General features: G+C 64.1%; 21 protein-coding genes and 1 pseudogene. 14 read left to right on the top strand and 8 right to left on the bottom strand.

What is annotated here, in order from left to right; genetic code table 11:
- The first annotated feature begins 10 nt into the window (after positions 1–10).
- The 3 genes from JT360_RS01875 to JT360_RS01865 all read left to right on the top strand — a co-directional run bounded on the left by JT360_RS01875 (position 11) and on the right by JT360_RS01865 (position 2779).
- Positions 11–1564: a trimethylamine methyltransferase family protein gene (locus tag JT360_RS01875; protein WP_214469790.1), complete on the top strand. Its 1554-nt coding sequence runs from the start codon at positions 11–13 to the stop codon at positions 1562–1564.
- A 90-nt stretch (positions 1565–1654) separates the two neighbouring features.
- Positions 1655–2410 carry a bestrophin-like domain gene (locus JT360_RS01870; RefSeq protein ID WP_214469789.1) on the top strand — a complete coding sequence of 252 codons (756 nt, stop codon included), beginning with the start codon at positions 1655–1657 and terminating at the stop codon, positions 2408–2410.
- A gap of 54 nt (positions 2411–2464) precedes the next feature.
- A complete protein-coding gene (locus tag JT360_RS01865; RefSeq protein ID WP_214469788.1) occupies positions 2465–2779 on the top strand; it encodes a ferritin family protein in 315 nt (104 codons plus the stop codon).
- Between the two features lie 18 nt (positions 2780–2797).
- Here JT360_RS01865 and JT360_RS01860 read toward each other — a convergent pair whose 3' ends face one another.
- Positions 2798–3823: a LacI family DNA-binding transcriptional regulator gene (locus JT360_RS01860; protein ID WP_214469787.1), complete on the bottom strand. Its 1026-nt coding sequence runs from the start codon at positions 3821–3823 to the stop codon at positions 2798–2800.
- A 296-nt stretch (positions 3824–4119) separates the two neighbouring features.
- Between JT360_RS01860 and JT360_RS01855 the strand changes: the two genes are divergently transcribed.
- From JT360_RS01855 to JT360_RS01835, 5 genes are all read left to right on the top strand, one after another.
- The gene (locus JT360_RS01855) at positions 4120–5151 is read left to right on the top strand and encodes a Gfo/Idh/MocA family protein (RefSeq protein WP_214469786.1); all 1032 of its coding nucleotides are present in this window, start codon (positions 4120–4122) and stop codon (positions 5149–5151) included.
- A complete protein-coding gene (locus JT360_RS01850) occupies positions 5151–6056 on the top strand; it encodes a sugar phosphate isomerase/epimerase family protein (protein ID WP_214469785.1) in 906 nt (301 codons plus the stop codon). Before JT360_RS01855 ends, JT360_RS01850 begins: the two co-directional genes overlap by 1 nt.
- A 111-nt stretch (positions 6057–6167) precedes the next feature.
- A complete protein-coding gene (locus JT360_RS01845; protein ID WP_214469784.1) occupies positions 6168–7175 on the top strand; it encodes a substrate-binding domain-containing protein in 1008 nt (335 codons plus the stop codon).
- Between the two features lie 82 nt (positions 7176–7257).
- Positions 7258–8055, top strand: coding sequence for an ATP-binding cassette domain-containing protein (locus JT360_RS01840; RefSeq protein WP_214469783.1), 798 nt, complete (start codon positions 7258–7260; stop codon positions 8053–8055).
- Positions 8052–9101, top strand: coding sequence for an ABC transporter permease (locus JT360_RS01835; protein WP_214469782.1), 1050 nt, complete (start codon positions 8052–8054; stop codon positions 9099–9101). Before JT360_RS01840 ends, JT360_RS01835 begins: the two co-directional genes overlap by 4 nt.
- Before the next feature lie 9 nt (positions 9102–9110).
- Here the strand turns inward: JT360_RS01835 and JT360_RS01830 are convergent, their stop codons facing one another.
- Positions 9111–11783 carry an ATP-dependent helicase gene (locus JT360_RS01830; RefSeq protein WP_214469781.1) on the bottom strand — a complete coding sequence of 891 codons (2673 nt, stop codon included), beginning with the start codon at positions 11781–11783 and terminating at the stop codon, positions 9111–9113.
- Positions 11784–12040: 257 nt separating this feature from the next.
- On the opposite strand from JT360_RS01830, the gene JT360_RS01825 reads away from it, so the two are divergent.
- Positions 12041–14356, top strand: coding sequence for a glucose/quinate/shikimate family membrane-bound PQQ-dependent dehydrogenase (locus JT360_RS01825; protein ID WP_284731524.1), 2316 nt, complete (start codon positions 12041–12043; stop codon positions 14354–14356).
- A 306-nt stretch (positions 14357–14662) separates the two neighbouring features.
- Here JT360_RS01825 and JT360_RS01820 read toward each other — a convergent pair whose 3' ends face one another.
- Together JT360_RS01820 and JT360_RS01815 are read right to left on the bottom strand one after the other, a co-directional pair.
- On the bottom strand, positions 14663–15100 hold the full coding sequence (locus JT360_RS01820) for a hypothetical protein (RefSeq protein WP_214469779.1): 438 nt from the start codon (positions 15098–15100) through the stop codon (positions 14663–14665).
- A gap of 4 nt (positions 15101–15104) precedes the next feature.
- Complete coding sequence (locus tag JT360_RS01815) at positions 15105–15371, bottom strand: hypothetical protein (RefSeq protein WP_214470115.1); 267 nt, start codon at positions 15369–15371, stop codon at positions 15105–15107.
- A 166-nt stretch (positions 15372–15537) separates the two neighbouring features.
- On the opposite strand from JT360_RS01815, the gene JT360_RS01810 reads away from it, so the two are divergent.
- Entirely contained in the window at positions 15538–16386 is an 849-nt protein-coding gene (locus JT360_RS01810; protein ID WP_214470100.1) for a dienelactone hydrolase family protein, read from the top strand.
- Between the two features lie 11 nt (positions 16387–16397).
- On the opposite strand, the gene JT360_RS01805 is transcribed toward JT360_RS01810, so the two are convergent.
- On the bottom strand, positions 16398–17300 hold the full coding sequence (locus tag JT360_RS01805; protein ID WP_214469778.1) for an EamA family transporter: 903 nt from the start codon (positions 17298–17300) through the stop codon (positions 16398–16400).
- A 90-nt stretch (positions 17301–17390) separates the two neighbouring features.
- Here JT360_RS01805 and JT360_RS01800 point away from each other — a divergent pair, with 90 nt between their 5' ends.
- Positions 17391–17870, top strand: coding sequence for an Lrp/AsnC family transcriptional regulator (locus tag JT360_RS01800; RefSeq protein ID WP_214469777.1), 480 nt, complete (start codon positions 17391–17393; stop codon positions 17868–17870).
- A gap of 263 nt (positions 17871–18133) precedes the next feature.
- Here JT360_RS01800 and JT360_RS01795 read toward each other — a convergent pair whose 3' ends face one another.
- Positions 18134–18331, bottom strand: coding sequence for a hypothetical protein (locus tag JT360_RS01795; protein ID WP_015317249.1), 198 nt, complete (start codon positions 18329–18331; stop codon positions 18134–18136).
- A 248-nt stretch (positions 18332–18579) separates the two neighbouring features.
- The gene (locus JT360_RS01790; RefSeq protein ID WP_214469776.1) at positions 18580–19059 is read right to left on the bottom strand and encodes a thioesterase family protein; all 480 of its coding nucleotides are present in this window, start codon (positions 19057–19059) and stop codon (positions 18580–18582) included.
- A gap of 102 nt (positions 19060–19161) precedes the next feature.
- Between JT360_RS01790 and JT360_RS01785 the strand changes: the two genes are divergently transcribed.
- The 3 genes from JT360_RS01785 (at position 19162) to JT360_RS01775 (ending at position 22634) form a co-directional block, all read left to right on the top strand.
- Positions 19162–20577, top strand: a complete 1416-nt coding sequence (locus JT360_RS01785) for an FAD-binding oxidoreductase (RefSeq protein WP_214469775.1) — start codon at positions 19162–19164, stop codon at positions 20575–20577.
- Between the two features lie 826 nt (positions 20578–21403).
- On the top strand, positions 21404–21925 hold the full coding sequence (locus JT360_RS01780; protein WP_214469774.1) for a hypothetical protein: 522 nt from the start codon (positions 21404–21406) through the stop codon (positions 21923–21925).
- 271 nt (positions 21926–22196) lie between these two features.
- Complete coding sequence (locus JT360_RS01775; RefSeq protein ID WP_352126982.1) at positions 22197–22634, top strand: YybH family protein; 438 nt, start codon at positions 22197–22199, stop codon at positions 22632–22634.
- Between the two features lie 190 nt (positions 22635–22824).
- Here JT360_RS01775 and JT360_RS01770 read toward each other — a convergent pair.
- Positions 22825–23810, bottom strand: a pseudogene (locus tag JT360_RS01770) (Dyp-type peroxidase).
- Positions 23811–23914: the final 104 nt, after the last annotated feature.

Here is a 23914-nt window from a genome sequence, read left to right as displayed (position 1 = left end):
AGGATTTCCGATGGTCGATGATGCGGCACGTGATGCCAGGCGCGAGCGCAGGCGCGGACGCGCGGGCGAGGCCGGCAGCGAAAGCAGCCGCCGGCCCAATTACCGGTCGCTGAAGAACCCGTTCCTGCCGCAGCCGGTCTTTTCGGACGATCAGGTCGCCTCGATCCACGACACGGCGCTGCGCGTGCTGGAAGAACTCGGCATCAAGGTGCTGCTGCCGCAGGCACGCGAGTATCTCGCCCGCGCCGGCGCGCTGGTCGACCCAGGCACCGACATGGTGCGCATCGGCCGCGACATGGTGGCGGCGGCGCTGGCCTCGGCGCCGAGGTCGATCCATGCCCGTGGTGGCGATCCTTCCCGCGATCTGATGCTGGAACTCGGGTCAATGGCGTTTCTTGCCGGAAGCGGAGCGCCCAACGTCACCGATCTTGAGCGCGGCCGGCGGCCCGGCACGTTCACCGCCTTCGAGGAGTTCATCAAGCTGGTGCAGCATTTCGACGTGCTGCATATGCTCGGTCCTTGCGTCGAGCCGCAGGATGTCGACAACCGGTTTCGCCACTATGCCGTCAATCGTGCGCAGCTGACGTTGTCCGACAAGTTTCCCTTCGTGTTCGCGCGCGGCACGCCGCAAGTCGAGGACGGTTTCGAGATGCTGCGGCTGGCGCGCGGCCTGTCGGAGGAGGCGTTCCGCTCGAACGCCTGGTGCTACACCGTCATCAACACCAACTCGCCGCGTCAGCTCGACATACCCATGGCGCAAGGCATCATCGATTTCGCCAAGGCGGGGCAGGTCTCGATCATCACGCCGTTCTGCCTGGCGGGCGCCATGGCGCCGATCACCGTGGCCGGCGCGCTGACGCTGCAGCATGCCGAAGCGCTGGCCGGGCTGACGCTGGCGCAGATCGTGCGGCCCGGCGCGCCGGTCGTCTACGGCTCCTTCTCCTCCAATGTCGATATGAAATCCGGAGCGCCGGCCTTCGGCACGCCCGAACATGTCAAGGCAACGCTGGGTGCCGGCCAGCTTGCGCGCTTCATCGGCCTGCCGTGGCGGTCCGGCGGCGGCAGCGCGGCCAACATCTCGGATGCGCAGGCCGCGCATGAGACGCAGTTCGCATTGTGGGGCTCGGTTCTGGCCGGCGCCACGGTCTGCATTCATGCCGCCGGCTGGCTGGAAGGCGGCTTGAGCGTTTCCCTGGAGAAACTGGTCACCGACGTCGAGGCGTTGCAGACGGTCGCGGAACTGTGCGCAGCAACGCCCGGCGACGACGAGTCCATCGGCTTCGAGGCGATCGCCGAGGTGCAGCCCGGCGGGCATTTCTTTTCGGCCGGCCATACGATGGCGCGCTACCGCACTGCCTTTTACGAACCGCTGGTGGCTGACTGGTCGAATTTCGGCAACTGGACGCAAGGCGGATCAAAGACCGCGAGCGAACGCGCCACCGGCATCTGGCGGCGCATCCTCGCCGATTTCGAAGCTCCGGCGACGGCTGCCACCACGGCCGGCGTGCTCGACGAGTTCATCGCGCGGCGCACCGAGGAAGGCGGGGCGCCGCCTGTGTCGTGAGACACGAGAAACGGCTGGAAACGCAACTTACGCTATGCGATCGGTGCCTTGCCATTGGCAATTGGCGCACACCGTGCAGAAATGCGCGGCATGCGCGAAGCATTCATCGCAACGGTGATCTTCCTGTGCCTGGCGGCCTCGGCATTCGCCAGTATGGCGATCTGGCCGAAATTGCCGGTCAAACATCGTGACGACGACACCAATACCGTGGTTCGGCACGCCGCCAATCTGTTCGGGGTCATGACCTCGCTGATGCTCGGACTGATGATCAACTCGGCCAAGAACACGTTCGAATCGATCGATCACAATGTGCACGCCTATGCGACGGAGCTGATCCTCCTCGACAGGACATTGCGACTATATGGCCCGGAAACCGACGCAGTGCGCCAGCCCCTGGTCGCCTATGCACAGAGGGTGGTGGCCACCTCGTCACAAAACAGCGAGACGACTATCGTCGCCAACCAGCTGTCCGAACGTCTGCTGACGGAGATCGGCTTGCGGCTGAATGCGCTGACGCCGCCCGACGCTGTACGTGGTTCCCTTTTGCAGGATGGACGCCAGCGCCTGCAGAAAGTGCTGGAACTGCGCTGGATCCTAGTCGAGCAGTCGGAGGGCGCTATCCCCTGGCCGCTGATCGCGATGCTGGTTACGTGGCTGGCGCTGATCTTTGCCAGTTTCGGGTTCAGGGCGCCCAGGAATGCGATCACTGCCGGAACCTTCATGGTGTCGGCCGCACTGATCGCCGGGGCGATCTACCTGATCCTCGACATGGATGTGGCATTCTCCGGACCGATCCAGATTTCGTCGGCGCCGCTGGAGCGGGCGTTGGCGGAATTGCAGCGATGATGCGGAACCGGCGGCGCTCCGTGGCATTCATGGGAATGGCTCACGGAGGACGACATGGGTTTCGACCAGTATCACGAACCGCCGGAAGAATTGTCGCAGGAGGTGCGGACCTTTGCCCGCATGATCACCTCGCTGATCGAGGAGGCGGAAGCGATCTCCTGGTATGAACAGCGCATGTCGGTGGAGAAGGACGCGCAAGCCCGCGCCATCATGAAGAACGCGCAAGGCGAGGAGTTCAAGCATTTCGGCATGGACCTGGAATTCCTGCTGCGCCAGAAAGAGGACTGGCGGGCGGAACTGAGGGAAATCCTGTTCACGACGGGTGACATCGTGAAGGCAGGCGAGAGGGGCGAGAAGGAGGTGGACTGAGCACCTTCTTCGCTTCCATCAATCGCTGTCGCGTGCGATCAGCTCCAGCGGCCATACCTCGCGGATGATGCGCGGGCCTTCCGGCCCGGCGAAGGCGGGAAGCGATGCCAACAGCATTTCGGCCAGCCGCCGGCCCATCGGCTCCAGCGCCGGGCGGAAGGCGGTCAGCGCCGGGGAAAAATAGCGGCAGAGCGGTGTGTCGACGATGACGGTCACCGCCATGTCCTGGCCGGGCTTGATGCCCATCTCGGCCAGCGCCTTGCAACCGCCGAGCGCCATGGCGTCATTGTTGTAGATGATGGCGGTGGGCCGGTCTTTTGCCAACATCACGCGCGGCGTCACCTGGTAGCCGCCGGCCTCGTTGATGAAGCCATCGGCGATCAGCGCGGGATCGACCTCGATACCGTGCCGCCGCAGTGCCTTGCGGTAGCCGGCGAGGAATAGGTGGCCGAAATTGAGGTCGAGCGATGGGCGGATGGCGGCGATGCGGCGATGGCCGCGTGCCACCAGCCGGTCGACCGCATCGGCGCCGGCTTTTTCGAAGTCGAGATCGAGCGAGGGGTAGGCCTTGCCGCCGGTGCGGCTGCGGCCGAGCGTGGCGAAGGGGAAGCCTGTCTCGGTCAGGTAGTCGATGCGCTCGTCCTCGCGCCGTGTCCAGGCCAGCACCACCGCGTCCGCGCGTCGCGTTTCGACCACACGGCGCAGGCGCTCCTGCTGATAGTCGCCCGGCGCGCCCATCACCACGGTCAGGTCAAGGCCGCTTTCGGCGAGCCTGCCCTGCAGTCCGATCAGGAACGGGATGAAGAAGGGTTCGCCATATTGCTGGTCGCCCGGATGCGGCTGCAGCATGAAGGCGATCGAATGGGTGGCGCCTTGCCGCAGACTCCGGCCGGACTGGTTCGGGGAATAGTTCAGCTTCTTGGCGGCATCGAGCACGCGCTGGCGCGTGTCGGCATTGACGTCAGCGCGGCCGTTCAGGGCCCGCGACACGGTGCCGATCGAAATGTTCAGGTGACGGGCAAGGTCATGAATGCTGGACGCCAACGGATAGTCTCCCCCTGCCTTGGTCGAAGCAATCCCAGGAAAAGTGCGAAGCGGTTTTCCGCTCGGAACTGCGTCAAAACAAAGAGTTAGAGCAGTTCGCCGTTTCTTGAAACGCTGAACTGCTCTAGCACCGGCTGCCGCTCAGGCCAAGGCTTCGGGCCAATTTTTGAGAAGCAGCCGATTGACATTCTACGCTATCGGGTGTGTTCTCGTAAACGTTTACGGAAAAACGTTTACGGTGATGCCGTGGATGCCGTGACATTCGGCCTGGAGGGGCCGGACGGGAGGAATGCCGGATGATGAATGTCGTCCTCGTCGGCTGTGGAGCGATGAGCAAGCAGTGGCTCGATGCCGCGAGGCAGGTCGACGGGCTCGCCATTGTCGGCCTTGTCGACCTCGACGCCGAACGGGCGAAGGCGAGGGCGGGCGAATACGAGCTCACCAGCGCCGTCATCGGCACCAGCCTCGACGCGGTGCTCGACCAGACCAGGCCTGACGCGGTGTTCGATGTCGTTGTCCCCGCCGCCCGGCGCGATGTCGCTTTTGCCGCCTTTGCGCATAATTGCCATCTCTTGACCGAGAAGCCGCTGGCCGACAGTCCCGAGAACGCCCGCGCCATCATCGAGGCAGCCAAACAGGCAGGACGAGTTCACGCCGTCATCCAGAACCGCCGCTACGTCGCCAATGTCAGGCGCATCCGGCGGTTTCTCGAGTCGGGCACCATCGGCAATCCGACCAGCATCCATGCCGACTTCTTCGTCGGGCCGCATTTCGGCGGCTTTCGCGAGGAGATGGCGCATGTGCTGCTGCTCGACATGGCGATCCACACTTTCGATGCCGCCCGCTACATGGCCGGTGGCGAGCCGGCCAGCGTCTATTGCCAGGAATGGGAGCCGGCCAATTCCTGGTACCGGCAGGGATCATCGGCCAGCGCCGTGTTCGATCTCGGCGGCGGCAAGGTCTTCACCTATGCCGGCTCCTGGTGCGCCGACGGCTTCCGCACCAGTTGGGAAGGCAGTTGGCGCGTCGTCGCCGAGCGCGGCAGCCTTATTTGGGATGGCCACGATGCGCTAAAGGCAGAGGTTGTGGTGCCGGGCCGCGATGGCCTGTTCGACAGAACCGAGGTGATCGAGGTGCCGCCGCTCGACGCGTCGGACCGCGTTGGCGGCCATCTCGGCATTATCAGGGATTTCATGCACGCCATCGAGACCGGCACCGAGCCGGAGACGCACGGCGCCGACAACATCAAGAGCCTGGCCATGGTTTTCGGCGCGATCGATAGCGCCGAGACCGGACGCCGCGTGACGATTGCAAGGGAAGTACCGTGATGCCAAACCCGCTTCTCGACATCCGGATCGGCACCATGGTGCGGGCCAATCTCGACGACCCGGCGGCTTACATCAAGCAGATCCTGCCGCTCGGTTTCGAGAGCATCCAGCCCTTCTTCTGGCAGACGCTGGGCGGCAAGGACCTGCCGCGGCTGGCCGGCCAGATCCGCGAGGCGATCGGCGATGCCGATGTCACCGTGTCGTCGCTCGGCGTGTTCGGCAATCCGCTGGAGAGCGGCGATGTCGATCGCGGCGTGCTCAAGGCCTGGGAAACGGTGATCGACAACGCACATCTGTTCGGCGCTTCGACGGTCAGCGGCTTCACCGGACGCATTCGTGGCAAGCCGTTGCCCGACAGCCTGCCACGCTTCCGCGAAGTGTGGGGCCCGCTGGCCAAACGCGCCGCCGACAAGGGCGTGCGCATCGCGTTCGAGAATTGCGCCATGGACGGGAACTGGGCTGCCGGCGACTGGAACATCGCCCACAATCCGGACGCCTGGGAGCTGATGTTCAACGAATTGCCCGACGACAATCTGGGCCTGGAATGGGAACCCTGCCATCAGCTCGTCTATCTGATCGACCCGATCCCGCAAATCCGCAAATGGGCGTCGCGCATCTTCCATGTCCATGGCAAGGACGCGACGGTGCGCTGGGATGTCATCCGCGAGCATGGCGTGTTCGGCCGGCTCCCGTTCGTGCAGATGCGCACGCCTGGCTTCGGAGACAGCGACTGGGCGCGCGTGATCAGCGAATTGCGGTTGGCCGGATACAAGGGCGCCATCGACATCGAGGGCTGGCACGACCCGGTCTATCGCGGCGATCTCGAAATCACCGGCCAGGCGCGGGCCCTGGACTATTTGAAGCAATGCCGGGGAGGCGCAAGCTATCTGCCAAATCCGGCGTGAGGCCAATTTGATGTGAGGATCGGCCGGCGGGAGGAGCCGGCCGTAGTGGGACTGCCGAAGCAATCGTCCGAAGCCCTCGGCTGGCGAGGGAAAACAAAGGGAGGAACGTGCATGAGCATCGCCAAGAGAACAACACTTCTGCGCACGACCGTCGTGGCGGCCACCACGGCCATCGCCGCCGCCATCTCGACACTGCCGGCCCAGGCGCTCGACGCGCAATGGTGCAAGGACGTCCACATCCGCTTCTTCGTCGGTGGCGCCGAGGGCGACGCCTTCGGCACCATCGTCTATAATGGCGCCAAGCAGGCGGCGGCCGATCTCGGCCCGAAGGTCGACTACATCTTCTCGGGCTGGGACGTCGAAAAGATGGTGCAGCAATTGCGCGAGGCGGTTGCGGTCAAGCCCGGCGGCATCGCCATGATGGGCCATCCCGGCGACGCGGCGATCATGCCGCTGGCCGAACAGGCGCACAAGGACGGCATCAAGATGATGTACCAGAACGTACCGGTGCCAACGGTGACGGCGGCGTTCGGCGGCGGCTATGTCGGCGCCCAGCAGGAACAGCAGGGACGCGCGCTTGGCGCCGAGGCGTTCAAGCTGGCCGGGCTGAAAGCCGGCGACAAGGCGATCATGATCGGCCCGTTCGAGAATGAGAGTCGCGGCGCACGCGAGCGTGGGACGGTCGCCGCCCTGAAAGAGGCCGGCATCGATGTCGTTCAAATCAATTCCGCAACCGAGTGGGCGGCCGATCCGAATCTGGCGATCCCGGTGATCACCGCGGCACTCCTCAACAATCCCGGCGTCAAGGCGGTCGGCTATCCCGGCGGACAGATGCTCGGCAATGTGCCGACCTATATGCAGGCCGCTGGCCGGAAGCCGGGCGACATCTTCAATTTCGGCTTCGACACCAGCCCGCAGATCGTCGAGGCCTTCAAGGGCGGCTGGGTGCAGCTGACCGCCGACCAGCAGCCATTCATGCAAGGTTATCTGCCGATCCTCAGCCTCTGCCAGCAAGTGGTGCTGGGCCTGGCGCCGATGAATGTCGACACCGGCGCCGGCTTCGTCACGCCGCAGAATTATGAGATCGTCTCCGAGTTGGCCAAGCAGGCGCTGCGCTGATCTCCCAAGCCGTCGGCCGGGTTTAGCCCGGCCGGCGGGGCCGCTGGCGACAAGGCCGGCACGAAAATCAAGCGAGGATACGATGGCCGAACGCATCATCGAACTGCGCGATATCAAGAAATCCTACGGCCAGGTCTATGCGCTGGGCGGCGTCAATCTCAGCGTCGACCGCGGCGAGGTGGTCGGCCTGATCGGCGACAATGGTGCCGGCAAGTCGACGCTGATCAAGATCCTGTCCGGCGTCGTCAGGCCGACCAGCGGCGACATACTGGTGCGCGGCAAGCCGGTGACCGGATGGAGTGCGGCGCGCTCGCGCGACGCCGGTATCGAGACGGTGTTCCAGGACCGCGCACTGGCCGTGCAGCAGACCATCGTGCGCAACATCTTCATGGGCCGTGAGCTCACGGGCTTTATGGGCTTTCTGAAGGTCGAAAAGGAAATCCAGGAAGCAAGCCGGCTGATGCGCGAGATCGGCTTCACCTCGAAAGTGTTCACGCCGCACTCGATCGTCGGCCAGCTTTCGGGCGGCGAACGCCAGGGCGTGGCGATCGCGCGCGCCATCTACAAGCAGGCCGAGCTGATCATCCTCGACGAGCCGACGACGGCGCTGTCGCTGACCGAAACCGCCAAGGTCTTCCATTTCGTGCGCCAGGTGCGGGCGAGCGGACGGTCGATCCTGTTCATCGGCCACAACATCCACCATGTCTTCGACATCGCCGACCGCTTCGTGGTTCTCGACCGCGGCAAGGTGGCGCTGACCACCGACCGCAGCGAGGTCAAGTCGGCCGAGGATCTCATCAACTTCATGGAAGACGTGGCGCATCCGGGCGGACTGCCCGGACTGCACGATGGCGGCGAAACGGAGCAGAGAGCGCGATGAGCAAGGCCATGGAACCCGATCTGCAAAGCCCTTTCAGCGGTTCAAGCGGCGATACCGTCGGCAAGGAATGGAGGCATCCGTCCGACCACTGGCTGCGCGGCTTCGTCCTCGACAACCGCGCCTCGCTCGGCACGCTCGGCGTGTTCATCGTCATGATGGCGGTGTTCATGATCGCCAACCCGACCGTGTTCACCACCTGGTATCTCTACAGTTCCGTGCTGACGACGCTCCCCGTTGCGCTGTTTGTCGTGGTGCCGCTGGTCTTTGTCGTCACCTGCGGCGAGATCGACCTGTCGTTTCCGGCAACGATGGGTTTTGCTTCCTGGGTCTTCGCCCTGGTAGTGCAGGCCGGCTACGATCCGTTCCTCGGCATTGCCGCGGCTGTCATCACCGGCATGTTGCTCGGCTTCCTCGTCGGTTCCCTGGTCGTTTATGGCGGGCTGTCGTCGCTGATCGCCACGCTCGGCATGAATTTCCTGCTGCGCGGCCTGATCCAGATCATCAACGAAGGCAAGTCGATGGCGCTGACCGGCCTTGCCAACAGCCCGGCCTACAAGATCTTCTCCAGCCAGATCCTGGGCATTCCGGTGCAGATCTTCTGGGCCATCGCCTTCGTCGTGCTATCGGCGATGCTCTATAACAGGCACCGCTTCGGCGCACAGGTGAAGGTGGTCGGCGACAATCCCGACAGCGCCCAGCAGATGGGCATCGACGTCAAGCGCGTGCGGGTGAAAGTGTTCGTCTTCGTCGGCATCGGAGCCGCGATCGCCGGCACGTTTTCGGTGATGATCAACTTCACCTGGTGGCCGACGGCCGGCGACGGCTATCTCCTGCCGGTGCTGGCCTCGGTGTTCGTCGGCGGCACGCCGACCTGGGGCGGCATCGGCACGGTCGTTGGCGGTGCGATCGGCGCGGTCACCGTGTCGTTCATCCAGACGGGCGTGGTGGCGGCGGGCCTGAGCGGCTTCTACGTCCAGTTCTTCAACGGCCTGATCATCATCCTGTCGCTGCTCGGCCATAAGTGGAACCAGGCAAGGTATCGGTAAGGGGGCGGCTCACACCGCCGCGACGAACCCGTCCAGCACGCGTTTCTGGCCGGCCTTGTCGAAGTCGATGGTCAGCTTGTTGCCTTCGATGGCCGAGATGTTGCCGTTGCCGAATTTCTGGTGGAAGACGCGGTCGCCGACGTTGAAGGGTGAGGGCTTGTCGGCGACGGATTTGGCGACCAATTCGCCGTCGATGGTGCGGCCCTTGACCGAGGTGCGGCCGGCGCCGTAACCGCTGTCGGTTTCGCCATAGCCGATGCGCTCGACCTGGTGGCCGGAGCGCGTGCCCCAGTTGCGATCGGTCGCCTCGGTGCGGTTCTGCTGCGCGCGCTGCCAGCCCGGCGTCGCGTAGGTGTTGGAGAAAGCGCCGGATTTTTCGGTGTTGGCGCCGACATTGTCGAAGCGCGACGCGCCATAAGGGTTCTGTCTTCCTGCCCCCTGGCCACCACGGCCGGAGGCGAATGAGCCGCCGCCATAGGAATTGCCATAGCCGCCGTAGCTGTTGCCGCTTTCGGCGACTTCGACATGGGCTTCCGGCAGTTCCTCGAGAAAGCGCGACGGGATGGTCGATTGCCAGAGGCCGTGGATGCGGCGGTTGGAGACGAACCACAGGTGCAGGTTCTTCTTGGCGCGGGTCAGGCCGACATAGGCGAGGCGGCGCTCTTCCTCCAGCCCGGAACGGCCGCCTTCGTCCAGCGCGCGCTGGTGCGGAAACAGGCCTTCCTCCCAGCCGGGGAGGAAGACCGTCTCGAATTCTAGGCCCTTGGCCGAATGCAGCGTCATGATGTTGACGGCGTCGAGTTCGGCATTCTGCTCGGCATCCATGACCAGCGCCACGTGTTCGAGGAACGAGCGCAGCGATTCGTACTCCTCCATGGAGCGGATCAGCTCCTTCAGGTTTTCCAGCCGGCCGGGGGCCTCGACCGAGCGGTCGTTCTTCCACATGTCGGTGTAGCCGCTCTCCTCGAGAATGGTCTCGGCGAGTTCGGTGTGCGGCGTGGTTTCCAGCGCCTTCTGCCAGCGTTCGAAATTGGCCGCGACTTCGCGCAGTGCGGCGCGCGGCTTCGGCTTCAGCTCGTCGCTTTCGGCGAGTTTGGCGGCGGCTTCCAGCATCGGCGCACGAAGCGCGCGCGCCGTGTCGTGGATCTGGCGGATGGTGGTTTCGCCCAGGCCGCGCTTCGGCACATTGACGATGCGCTCGAAGGCGAGGTCGTCGGCGCCTTGCGCGACGACGCGGAAGAAGGCGAGCGCATCGCGGATTTCCATGCGCTCGTAGAAACGCGGGCCGCCGATGACGCGGTAGTTGAGGCCGAGGGTGACGAAGCGATCCTCGAATTCGCGCATCTGGAAGGACGCGCGAACAAGAATTGCCATGTCGTTGAGGTTATGCTTCTGGCGCTGGTAGGCCTCGATGGTCTCGCCGACGGCGCGGGCTTCCTCCTCGGAATCCCAAGCGGCGTGGACATGCACCTTTTTGTCCTCGGGCTCATTGCGGTCGGTGAACAGCGTCTTGCCGAAGCGGCCCTCATTGTGGGCGATGAGATGCGAGGCGGCGCCAAGGATATGCGCGGTCGAGCGATAGTTGCGCTCCAGCCTTATGATGGTGGCGCCGGGAAAATCCTTGTCGAAGCGCAGGATGTTGTCGACCTCGGCGCCGCGCCAGCCATAGATCGACTGGTCATCGTCGCCGACGCAGCAAATGTTGACTCTGTTTTCGCTCACGGGCTGTTCCGCGCCTGCCGGCGCGGGCCCTCCGCGGGGGCCTCGCAACAGCTCGGACGCCCGGTCGGGCTTGCGGCCTTCGGCCGATCGTAGATCCGTCGGGGTCGAAGGGCGGCCCGCATCAGGCCGCTGTGCCAAGAGCCGCAGCCACATGTATTGCGCGGTGTTGGTGTCCTGGTATTCGTCGACGAGGATGTATTTGAAGCGCTTGTGGTACTCTTTCAGCACATCCGGATTGGCGCGGAAGATGCGGATCGGGTGGCACAGAAGATCGCCGAAGTCGCAGGCGTTCAGCGTCTGCAGTCGCCCCTGATAGGCCTTGTAGAGTTCGCGGCCCTTGCCGTTGGCGAAGCTGCGTGCGTCGCCCTCGGGGATTTCGGCGGGGCCGAGGCCCTTGTTCTTCCAGCCGTCGATCATCTGGGCGAACTGCTTGGCCGGCCAGCGCTTGTCGTCCAGGCCCTCGGCCTGGATCAGTTGCTTGATCAGGCGCACGACGTCATCGGTGTCGAGGATGGTGAAGTCGGATCTCAAGCCGGCAAGCTCGGCGTGACGGCGCAGCAGCTTCACTCCGATCGAGTGGAAGGTGCCGAGCCAGGGCATGCCTTCGACATTGCCTTCGCCGATCAGGATGGCGATGCGCTGCTTCATCTCGCGCGCGGCCTTGTTGGTGAAGGTGACGGCGAGGATCTCCGAGGGCCAAGCCTTGTGGGTGGCGAGGATGTGGGCGATGCGGGTGGTCAAGACGCGCGTCTTGCCGGTGCCGGCGCCGGCCAGCACCAGGACAGGGCCTTCGGTGGTCTCCACCGCCAGCCGCTGTTCCGGGTTCAGGCCCCTGAGATAGTCCGGCGCGTTGTTTTGGCCGCTGCGGGCAGCCATGGCGCGCGCGGCAATGCCCGACGGGGCCGTGGGCCGCGCATTGGGTTCATCGAAAAAGGGCATGTCTTCGGAAAAGCCGGACATCGCCCCCGAATGTAGTGATTCGGTGGGGAAAGACCAGAACTGTCTACGTTTTGTTCCGGTAAAGTGGCTGATTTGGCTGCCCGATGCTCGCACTGCTGTCGACGTGATCAGCAATTGCGGTGGAACAAACATCACTGCCTGCGCTTATGGCGCGTGCTTGACAGGCGGGATCGTCAGGGGAAAGTTGTGTTCCGGGTAGCAACGCAATGCCGGGTTGCCCCTGGCCGCGCGAGCGCAGCAGTCGAAGGAGTATCATCTTGGCTGTCACCATCACCTCCCTCGTCCTGTTCCTCATCGGCCTGGCGGTCGGCGCGGGGGGTATCTGGTTGGCCTCGCTCGGCGGCAGCTGGTATTACATCATCGTCGGTTTGGCCTTCCTGATCACCGCCTGGCTGCTCTACCGGCGCCGCTCCACGGCACTGTGGCTCTACGCGGCGATCGTGCTCGGCACCCTGGCCTGGGCGGTCTGGGAAATCGGCTTCGACTGGTGGGAACTCGGCCCGCGCGGCGGCATCATCGTGCTGATGGCGCTGTGGCTTTTGACGCCGTGGGCGAGGCGGGGCCTCGCCGGGCCAGACGCGCGCGCGCCGCTCATCCTGGCCGTGCTGGCATCGCTGGCGGTGGCCGGCTATTCGATGACGACGGACCCGAAAGACATCGCCGGCGCGCTCGACACCGACAAGGTGATCCCCAACGCCAATCTCGGCGGCGATGTACCGGCGGGCGAATGGCACTTCTACGGCCGCACGCAATTCGGCCAGCGCTATTCGCCGCTCGACCAGATCACGCCGGACAATGTCGCCAATCTGCAGCCCGCCTGGACCTACCGGACCGGCGACGTGAAGGGGCCGGATGACGTCGGCGAGACCACCTATCAGGTGACGCCGCTTAAGATCGGCGACACGCTCTACATCTGCACGCCGCACAATTTTGCCATCGCCATCGATGCGGCGACCGGCAAGGAGAAATGGCGCTACGATCCCAAGATCAAGCTCGACAAGGACCGCCAGCACCAGACCTGCCGCGGCGTGTCCTATTATGCCGATGCGTCCGGCGCCGCCGGCCAGCCCTGCGCAAGTCGCGTCTACCTGCCGACCTCCGACGCGCGCCTGATAGCGCTCGATGCCGCCAACGGCCAGGTCTGCCCCGCCTTCGCCGAGGGCGGCACGCTCAACCTGCTGACCAACATGCCGTATCCGAAGTCGGGCTATTATTACTCGACCTCGGCGCCGCTGATCGCGGGCGGCAAGATCATCGTTGGCGGCGCGGTCAACGACAATTATTCGACGCAGGAGCCGTCCGGCGTCATCCGCGCCTATGATGCGAGCACCGGCAAATTGCTGTGGAACTGGGATTCCGGCAATCCGGACCAGACGACGCCGCTTGCGCCCGGCCAGAGCTACACCGCCAACTCGCCCAACATGTGGTCGACGCCGAGCGCCGACGAGAAGCTTGGCCTGCTCTATGTGCCGCTCGGCAACCAGACGCCGGACCAGCTCGGCATGGGCCGCAGCGCCAATGTCGAGAAATTCTCCTCCTCGATCACCGCGCTCGAACTCAACACCGGGCAGTTGAAATGGGTGCGGCAGACCGTGCATCACGATTTGTGGGACATGGATGTGCCGGCACAGCCGACCCTGATCGACATCACCAAGGCCGACGGCACCGTGGTGCCGGCGCTGGTCGGGCCGACCAAGCAGGGCGACCTCTATGTGCTCGACCGGCGCAGCGGCGAACCGGTGATCGCGGTCAAGGAAGTGCCGGCGCCCGGCGGCGCCATCGAAGGCGACCGCACATCGCCGACCCAGCCGGTATCGGATCTCTCCTTTAGCCCGAAGCCGCTGACCGACGCCGACATGTGGGGCCTCACCATGTTCGACCAGCTGGCGTGCCGGATTTCCTTCCACCGGCTGCGCTACGAGGGCCGCTATACGCCGCCCTCGCTGCAGGGATCGCTGGTCTATCCCGGCAATTTCGGCACCTTCAACTGGGGCGGCGTGGCGGTCGACCCGGTGCGGCAGGTGATGTTCGGCATGCCGACCTATCTGGCCTTCACATCCACACTTATCCCGCGTGCGGACGTGCCGCCGCCGGGTGATGCCAAGGGCAGCGAGCAGGGGTTGAACCGCAATGAGGGCGCCCCTTATGCGGTGGTGATGGGACCGTTCCTGTCGCCGCTCGGCATTCCCTGCCAGGCGCCGCCCTGGGGTTATGTCGCCGGCGTCGATCTCAGGACCGGCGCGATCGCCTACAAGCACCGCAACGGCACCGTCTACGACATGACGCCGCTGCCGCTGCCGCTGAAGGTCGGGGTGCCCGGCATTGGCGGGCCGATGATCACCGCCGGCGGCGTCGCCTTCCTGGGTGCCGCGGTCGACGACTATCTGCGCGCCTATGACCTCACGTCAGGCAAGCAGCTCTGGCGGGCGCGGCTGCCGGCCGGCGGACAATCGACACCGATGACCTATACCGTCGCCGACGGCCGCCAGTTCGTGGTCATCGTCGCCGGCGGCCACGGCTCGGTCGGCACCAAGCCGGGGGATTATGTGATGGCCTACGCGCTGCCGAAGTAGGGGCAGGCGTTCTGCTGGATGAGTGGCCTGGCAGATACGCGATTCCGCGAACGTCGGCGCCGCCCCTCATCTGCCTGCCGGCATCTTCTCCCCGTATAGTGACGGGGAGAAGGAGCTGGTATCGCCGGTTTCGCCAATCACTAACGTTGCCAGAATGGCGCCGATGTTGCGGCTAGCCCCTTCTCCCCGTCACTATACGGGGAGAAGTGCCCGGCAGGGCGATGAGGGGCAGCACCGACCGTGATCACTATAGCGTCGCAATGTCGGGCAGCATTCCGCCTTCGACCGGCCAGTCGGCGCCGCCGTCTAGCCAAGCCCCAAATGGCTCTTCAGGCTGGGCACCGAGCCGAGCACCTGGTTGGTCAAATCGGGGCCGGCGGCGGCTTCGGCCTGCTGGACCAGCGTTTCGCCGGCCTTCTGGATCTGCGCCATGTCGAGGCCGGATGCCTTGAGCGCGGCGAGGCCGTTGACCAGCGCGCCCGCCTTTTCGCCGAGAACGCCGCCAAGTGCGCCCTGCAGCGACGACAGGAAGCCGCCACCACCGCCGGCAGGAGCGGCGGCCATGACGTCATATTTCTGCGCCAGCGCATCGGCGCCCGGAATCTTGGCGAAGAAGGATGTAGCACTGGTGCCTTCCGCCTCGTGCTCGAGCACCGAGAAAATGGTGCCGACGACCTTTTCCGTCGTGGCCTGATCGAGGCCGGCCTTTTGCGAGACGGTGCTCACAATGTTCTGTATGTCCATGACTTCACCTCAACCTTGGATTTTTGTGTTTTGCCGGATGGCGCTGGCTGGGAACCTTGACCATGGATTTCAGGCTCACTGCGACAATAGCCGCTCGCAGCGCCAGAATAGCGGCCATGGCTGTCACGAAGGCGGTTGCCAGGATCGGTGAGGGCATGGTCATCAGCGTCGCTCCTTCAGGGCCGAGGCCGCACCATACCATGGCGCGGCCGATCAGCCAGTTTCCCCCACTATCTTGGCAGAGCCAGCAAGATTTGTCGCCGATGACCAAAATGTGATCATTGCCGCCGGCTCGCCGCACCGAACACCGTGCCGTGACTGGACGATGCGAGGCTCGCTCCTATCTTGCGAACGGCCAACGACGCCAAGGCGAGACATCGAGGAGTGCGCCCGTGACGAAATCCGCCACAGCCGACAAACCAATCATCACGCAGGCGATGATCGACGCCTATGACGAATACACGCATCTGACGCTCGACCGCCGCCGGTTCATGGAACAGCTGACAAGGCTCGCCGGATCGGGCGCGGCGGCGGCCGCGATCGCGCCGATGCTTGCCGCCAATTCTGCACAGGCGGCGATCGTCGCTGAAAACGATGCCCGGGTGAAAGGCGAGGACATCACCTATCCCGGCAGCGGCGGCGAGATGAAGGGCTATCTGGTCAAGCCGGCAAACCAGGCCGGCAAGCTCGGCACCGTCATCGTCATCCATGAAAACAGAGGGCTCAACCCGCATATACGCGATGTTGCCCGGCGCGTAGCGCTTGAGGGGTTCGCGGCGCTCGCGCCGGATTTCTTGTCGCCGCTTGGCGGCACGCCCGATGACGAGGACAAGGCGCGCGACATGTTCACCAAGCTGGACCCGGCGCAGACCGTCGCCGACGGCGTGGCGAGCGTCGCTTTCCTCAAGGCCGACAAGGACGGCGACGGCAAGGTCGGCGCCATCGGCTTCTGCTGGGGTGGCGGCACGGCCAACATGCTGGCCGTCAACGCGCCCGATCTCGCCGCCAGCGTCGCCTATTACGGCATGCAGCCGAAGGCCGCCGATGTGTCGAAGATCAAGGCCGCATTGCTGCTGCACTATGCCGGGCTGGACGAGCGCACCAATGCCGGCATCGACGCCTTCAAGAAGGAGCTCGATGCCGCCCATGTCGAATACACGGCCTATGTCTATGAAGGCGCCAACCATGCCTTCAACAACGATACGTCGGCGGCCCGTTACGACAAGAAGGCGGCCGACCTCGCCTGGGGCAGGACGATCGCTTTCCTGAAGCAGAAACTGGCATAGGACGGCGGTGCCTAATCCGTGCTCGCCGGCCTGTGGAAGGCGACGCCGGCGACCACAAGCGCGACGCCGAGGCAATCGCGGAAACCAGGAATCTGGCGCAGCACGATGATGCCGATCAGCGTTGCCGTGACCGGCAGCAGCGACAGCATCAATGCGAAGCTCGATCGCGGCAGCCGGGACATTGCGAGTTGGTCGCAGATGTAGGGAATGACCGAGGAGCAGATGCCGACGCCGATGGCGGCGATGAGCAGCGGCGGCGAGAAAAAGGCGGGCAGCGCGCCGGTGAATCCGATCGGAAACACGACGATGAAGGCGACCGCCATGGCGGCACCCAGGCCCGCAATACCGGTGCCGGCGCCGGCACGGGCGACACGGTGGCCGAGCACGATATAGCCGACAAAGAGGGCGCCGTTGAGGAAGGCCCAGAACAGCCCGACGGGATCATCAGACCACTTGACGTCGATCAGCAGCATTGTGCCGGTGACGGCTACGGCAAGGGCAGCCAGGTTGCGAGCACTCCTGAGGCCGACCAGCGCGACGCCAATCGTGCCGACGAATTCGATCGCCGCCACCAGCGAGATCGGCAAGCGGTCGAGCGCCAGATAGAACGAGCAGTTCATCACCGCCAGGCAGCCGCCGAAGGCCAGCAACAGCAGTCGCGTTGGAGGATCGGCGCGGGCGAAGCTTCGCCAGGGACGCGTCAACGGCGCGAAGATCAGCGCCGCGGTGGCAATGCGCAGCCATGCCATGCCGAGCACGCCGACATGCGGGAACAGCAGCACCGCGAAGGCCGGACCGAGATAGTGGAAGACGGCGCTGACGCCGAACCAGACATGCGGCGGCAGTCTTGTCGCCAGCTTGCCGAGGGCAGGGCCGGCAAGGACAGCCGCTGGAGCTTGCGCTTGATCGTCCATCGGATCAGTATCGCAGGCGATTTTCCCGATTTATATCGATGGCGATCGGGCTGCTGGGGTCGTCTTCTTCATGAAAGCAAGGAGTTTTCCGTGAAACGCCTTCGAACAGAAAATGTCGATCTCGACGCAGCTGATATGAAGATCCTGCGCCTGCTGGAAAACGACGCGCGCACCAGCACGGCGGAGCTGGCGCGTTCGGTCGGCCTGTCGGCGCCGAGTGTCGCCGAGCGCATCAAGCGGCTGCAGGAGAACGGCGTCATCGAAGCCTATAGCGTCAGGATCAACCCGGCGGCGCTCGGCCTGAAGCTGTCGGCGTGGCTGCGCATCCGGCCGGTGCCGGGTCAATTGTCCGTGGTGGCCGACATCATTCGCGAGCTGCCGGAGATCGCGCAATGCGACCGGGTGACCGGCGAGGACTGTTTCATCGCGCTGGCGCATGTCGGCTCGGTGGCGGAGCTAGAACGGGTGATCGACCGCATCATCCCGTATGCGATGACCAACACGGCTATTATCCAGTCATCGCCGGTGGTGGCGCGCTCGCCGCTGGCGGCGGTGAAGCGATCGCCGTAGACCGGGGCGCAATTCGAGACGCTTGTTGATGGGTTGCGCGGCCCCTCATCTGCCTGCCGGCATCTTCTCCCCGTATAGTGACGGGGAGAAGGGGCTGGCCGTAATGTCGGCGCTTGTTCTGCAATGCTGGTGATTGGCGAAGCTGTCGGTGACAGCGTCCTTCTCCCCGTCACTATACGGGGAGAAGTGCCCGGCAGGGCGATGAGGGGCAGCACAAACCTATCAGAAAATAGTGGCCGAGATGGCAGGCCCACCCGCCGACGCTATGCATGCCCCCGCTTGAGGCGGGCGCGCTTCAAAATGCTGCGCCAGCGGATCATGTCGAACGGGATCGGTTCGTTGTTGTTGGCGATGTGGAAGATCTCGTTGTCGACGTTCTTGAGCGAACGCCAGAAATCATAGTCTGATATGCGCGGATCGGCGGCCAGCCTGTCCACCTCGACCTTGATGTCGGTTTTCATGCACGTCCCTCGAACCGGCTTCGCCCCGCCGCCCGTATCGCAACTCGATGCGGATCGTTTTCGACCGCTCCGCTGAGTCGTTCAACGGCTCAAATGGCTTGTTCCCGTTAAAAACTCGGTAAGGTTAACGCGGGGCCGATACTGCTTCAAGAACCGGCGCCAGCCGATTTGCAGCTTCTTCGATTTTGAGCTGCCGGTGTGGCTTTGATGCCCAATTCGCTCGTCGCGGTGACAGTGTTGGCTTCGCCCTATTTGCGCTTGATGCCGATCGAGCGGCCGGCGCGCTCCGGCACCGGCAGCACCGCATGCGCGGCGCGCATGGCTTCGACCTTGGCCAGCACATCGGCGGGGAAGGGCGCGACCTTCGGGCCCGACATGTCGACATGCAGCGACAGCGTCTCGGACGTGGCGGCGAGCCAGCCATCGACATGGCGGATTTCCTGATAGGCCCTGAGCCGCTTCTCGTCATGGTCGATGAGCTGGAAGGAGACCTCGACCTTGTGGTCCAGATGCAGCTCCTGCACGTAGCAGACATGGACTTCGGCGGTGTAGATGGTGAGCCGCCGCTCCTTCACGTAATCCAGCCCCATGCCCATTGCCTCGAAGGCCTTGTCGGAGCAGCGGTCGAACAGCACGTTGTAATAGGCCATATTGAGATGGCCGTTGTAGTCGATCCAGCCCTTCTCGATGTCCATGGGCTTGGAAACGAAGGGGGCGGGGATGGACATCGAAACTTCCTTGTTCTGGTGCTGGACAGAGCGTGGCGGGTAAGACTACGCATCCATAATCGCATAACAAGCATCCACGCTGGTCCATTCGCGGAGGAAATCATGGCTCTGAGCGACCTCAATCCGGTCGAACGCAATGAGGAGGGCATCGCGGCGGTGCTCGGCATCCTCAAGCAGCGGCTCGGCGAGCGCTTCCAGACCGGCCAGGCTATCCGCTCGCAGCACGCGCACACCACCACCTATATCCCGACGCAGGCGCCGGATGGGGTCGCCTTTCCGGAGACGACGGCCGAGGTGCAGGAGATCGTCCGCGCCTGTGCCGCGCATCGCGTGCCGGTGATCGCCTTCGGCGTCGGTTCCTCGCTGGAGGGCCACACCAATGCGCCGGGCGGCGGCATCTCGGTCGACACGTCACGCATGAACCGCATTCTTTCGGTCAATCCGCAGGACCTCGACTGCACGGTAGAGCCGGGTGTCACTCGCGAAGACCTCAACCGGCATCTGCGCGACACCGGCCTGTTCTTTCCGATCGATCCCGGCGCCAACGCCTCGCTTGGCGGCATGGCGGCGACGCGGGCGTCGGGCACCAATGCCGTGCGCTACGGCACGATGCGCGAGAACGTGCTGTCGCTGACGGCGGTCATGGCCGACGGCGAGACGGTGACGACCGGCAAGCGGGCGAAGAAGAGTTCGGCCGGTTATGATCTGACGCGGCTGCTGGTCGGCTCGGAAGGCACGCTCGGCATCATCACCTCGCTGACCTTGAAGCTGCAGGGCATTCCGCAGGCGATCTCGGGCGGTGTGTGTCCGTTCCCGAGCGTCGAGGCCGCCTGCAACGCCGTCATCGCGACGATCCAGATGGGTATTCCGGTGGCGCGCATCGAACTGGTCAATGCGTTGCAGATGCGGGCGATGAAGACTTATTCCAAGCTCGACTATCCCGAGAGCCCCTGCCTGTTCGTCGAGTTCCACGGCAGCGATGCCGGCGTTGCCGAGCAGGCCGAAACTTTCGGCATGATCGCGGAGGAGAATGGCGGCGGGCCGTTCCTGTGGACCAGCGTCGCCGAGGAGCGCACAAAACTGTGGAAGGCCAGGCACGACGCCTACTGGTCGTCGCTGACATTGCGGCCGGGCGCCAAGGGCCTGTCGACCGATGTCTGCGTGCCGATCTCGCGCTTTGCCGAATGCGTCATGGAAACCGAGGCCGACATCGCCGAAATGGGGCTGATCGCGCCGATCGTCGGCCATGCCGGCGACGGCAATTTCCACGTGCTGGTGCTGATGGATGTCAACGATCCGCAGGAGATCGCGCTGTCGGAGAAATTCGTCGCGCGGCTCAACATGCGGGCGATTGCCATGGACGGCACCTGCACCGGCGAGCATGGCATCGGCCAGGGCAAGATCGGCTTCCTGCGCAGCGAACTCGGCCACGGCGTCGATATCATGCGCACGATCAAGCAGGCGCTCGACCCGCAAAACATCATGAACCCGGGCAAAATCCTGCCGGCTGTGGGGTAGGGAGCATCCCAACCGCAGCCAGGAGCTGGCGCGAGGCCGGCATCATAGCGGCTATGCCATCGGCTTCATGGACGATCCAGCGAAGCGGCTTGCGCAAGCTTTGGGATATCACGGACATCGTCGCGCTGATCGAAGCAAAGGAAGCTGAGAAGCCGATCACGCACGGGCGATACAAAAGGTGGCCGCTCGACGGCCGCCCGAAAGAAGGAAGGGGGCGGGGAAGACCGCCCCCTTGCGCGCTTACTTACTGTTGCCCGGCCCTGTCGAGGTTGTAGTCGTATCGCAATTGTTGCAGTCGGTGTTTCCCTGTTTGATCTGACCACCCGGTCCCGTCGTCGTGGTAGTGGTTGTCGTCTGGCCATTGTTGTCAGGGTTGGCGTTAATGTTTGTATTTCCGCCATTTCCCTGCCCAGTTGTCGTCGTTGTCGTAGAACCATTGGGTCCCGCAAGCACAGGCGCGGACCCCGCGAGGGCAAGCGCCATCACCATCGTAACCGTAAGAAGGGTTTTCATCTATTCCTCCACTGAGCGTGCTAAAAATGCCGCATCTTTGGAGAGGCACGGTCTGTGTGCCAGACCAAGCTATTAATTAGTCATGGCTAATATTAAAAAGCAATTCAAATCGGCGTTTTTGGCGTTCTGACCGGCTGGAAAATCTGAGCGTCCACACCACCTCCAGCTGCGGGTTGACCTCGGTTGCGCCCTCAGATTTCAAACTGACCCACTACCCAAAAATAGCTCGTCTTGACCGCGCCGCCATTCGGGTCGAGACTCGCTGGAGCAGCGGAGCCTGAACAGACAGGCGTTGCCAGCGGAGGAGGATGATATGGCGATTTCACGCAAGGAGGAAGCGCGCGCGCTGAGCGCCGATGAAAAGGATTTGGTGGAAAAATCGCACCATCCGGCGGTGCAGGAGCTTTCCGACGCGGACCTTGGCGGCCTGGCCAAGCTGTTGCGGGAGCGGCGCGACAAGGCACAGACCGAAGCGCATCGTCGCCGGCGCGAAATACGCGGCAAGGGCGCGGCGAAGGGCGCTACGCCCTCGAAGGCCGATGGCGGTTCGCAGCTGAAGCTCGCGGTGCTGGCCATGGCCATGCGGCGCCTGAATGGCGAGACGGAGCGCCGCCGGCAATTGGCGGCTCGCGTTTCACTGGTCGGGAATGCACGCAAGGCGCTGGCCATGAAGCAAGGTGTGTCGGCGGACGGTCCCGCGCTCAATTCGCGGACGGCTCACAAGGGCATGCGGGCCGTGGCCAACGAGCGGGCGCCGAAGCTGGTCCGGCCGGCGGAACTCGGCCGGCAGCGCAAGGCGGGCAAGGTGGCGCAAGCGAAGCGCGACGCACGCTGAGGAGATGGCGCGCTGAAGCTCTTCAGCGCGTGACCTAGTGGTGAAAGCCTGACGCTCGGTACCCGACGCGTCGGCAGCTCATGGTGGAGAGCGGCCATTTACCGGGCCGTCTCAAAACGCTGTCGCGAAACTTGTCTCGCCCCGTGCTATACTGGCAAGCCAACCTGCATTTCGCCGTAGTTAGGGAAGCCTTACCCGCTGCGGACACACAAAGTGTTGACCTGAGGGAGTCGCCGGTCCGGATCAGAAATAAAACGACAGGGAGGATGACGTGTTCCTCGACGCCAATGACTTCGATCAAGCAGTTGAAAAATACCACCTGGCTCTGGATGAGTTCATGAAAGGAAACCCTGCCCCTGCGAAGCAGCTCTATTCCCAACGAGACGATGTAACACTGGGCAATCCCTTTGGCCCTTTCGTGCATGGATGGAAGCAGGTCGTTGAGACGATGGAGCGAGCGGCATCGAATTACAGGGACGGCGACGCTACCGGCTTCGAGAACATAGCCAAGTGTGTGACGTCTGAGCTGGCATACCTCGTCGAAGTGGAGCGGCTCAGGTCCAAGGTTGGCGGTCGGAGCGATGTCACGCCTCTGGCGTTGCGCGTGACGAGCGTCTTTCGCCGCGAAGATGGTCTCTGGAAGATTGTGCATCGTCATGCCGATCCGATAACGACGGCTCAGCCGGCCGATTCGGTACTCCGAACATAGACGCGGTTGTGGTTTGGAGAAGCGGTTCGAGCTCGCAAAACTTTGCTGCGGCAGCGTGGCTATTCTCAAGTCCGTCCTCTGCTAAGGGTCGGCCCGCGGGGTCGGCCCGCGTCAACGGCTCGCGGCATCGGACGGCCGCTCTGGGTCGGACCTGCCGGTCATCGCGGGTACCAAGCACCAGGCTTTCACACTAGCGCGCTGCCGCAGGCTTTTGCTGCGCGACCTCGACAAGGGCCTGCAGCATGGAACGTGTCGGGGCGAGAAACGTCGTGCCGGTGTGCGGCGTGGAGACATCGAGCAGCCGGTCGTAAGCGCCCGGCGGGTCGCCGACATACATGCGCTGCAGCATCTTTTCGGTGACCCAAAGGTACCTGCTGTAACCGATGAGTAGGTTCCGAACTCGTTCTGCCCGGGCCTTCCGAACGGCATGTTGTCGCGCAAGATGTCGTATTCGTTGCCGTCGGCATCCTCGATGGTGGCCAGCGATTTGTGCGATTTGCGCGGCGCGTCGTCATCGTCGATCTCGATGTTGTCGATCTTGGTGCGGCCGATGATCGCCTCCTGCTCGGGCGTCGGGATGCGTGCCCATGCCTGCAGGTCGTGCAGGTATTTCTGGACGACGACATAGCTGCCGCCGGCAAAATCGGCATCCTCGTCGCCGACCAGCGCCGAGGCGGGCAGGTCGAGACCCGTCGGGTTGGCGGTACCGTCGACGAAGCCGAGCAGGTCGCGGGCATCGAAATAGCGAAAGCCCGTGACTTCGTCGACGACGGTCACAGCAGGACCAAGCCGGTCGAGCAGGATGCGCTCGAACTCGAAGCACATGTCGGGCCGCTCGGCCCGGATGTGGAAGAGAAGGTCGCCCGGTGTCGAGGGCGCCGAATGGACAGCGCCCTTGATCGGCGCGAGCGGTTTCAGTTCCAGCGGCCGCCGGCCGGGGCTGAGGCGATCCCAGAGATCGCGGCCGATGCCTGCGATGCAGGACAGGCGGCCGCCGAGGTCGCGGAACCCGACATTCTTGACCAGGTCGTCAAGGTCGCCGAGCACGGAACAAATCCTGGCCAGGGCCGGTGGGTCGCCGGCGACGGTGACGACAAGAAAAATCGCCGACTGCGAAAGCGGGGCATCGACGCTCTGCGCATCGATCGGCACGCGGTCCCAGTTCTTGCCCGACATCCAGGAATCTCCGATTTTCCGGGATTTGTTTCAGATCGTCCGACATGACGCAATACGGGATGAATTGCCTCTTTATCGACACGCGGATGCGGGTAGAGTGCGGC

Origin of the sequence: Mesorhizobium sp. dw_380 (genome assembly GCF_018588885.1) — a bacterium.
Taxonomy (GTDB): domain Bacteria; phylum Pseudomonadota; class Alphaproteobacteria; order Rhizobiales; family Rhizobiaceae; genus Mesorhizobium.
This window is presented reverse-complemented; position numbering and strand designations above follow the sequence as displayed.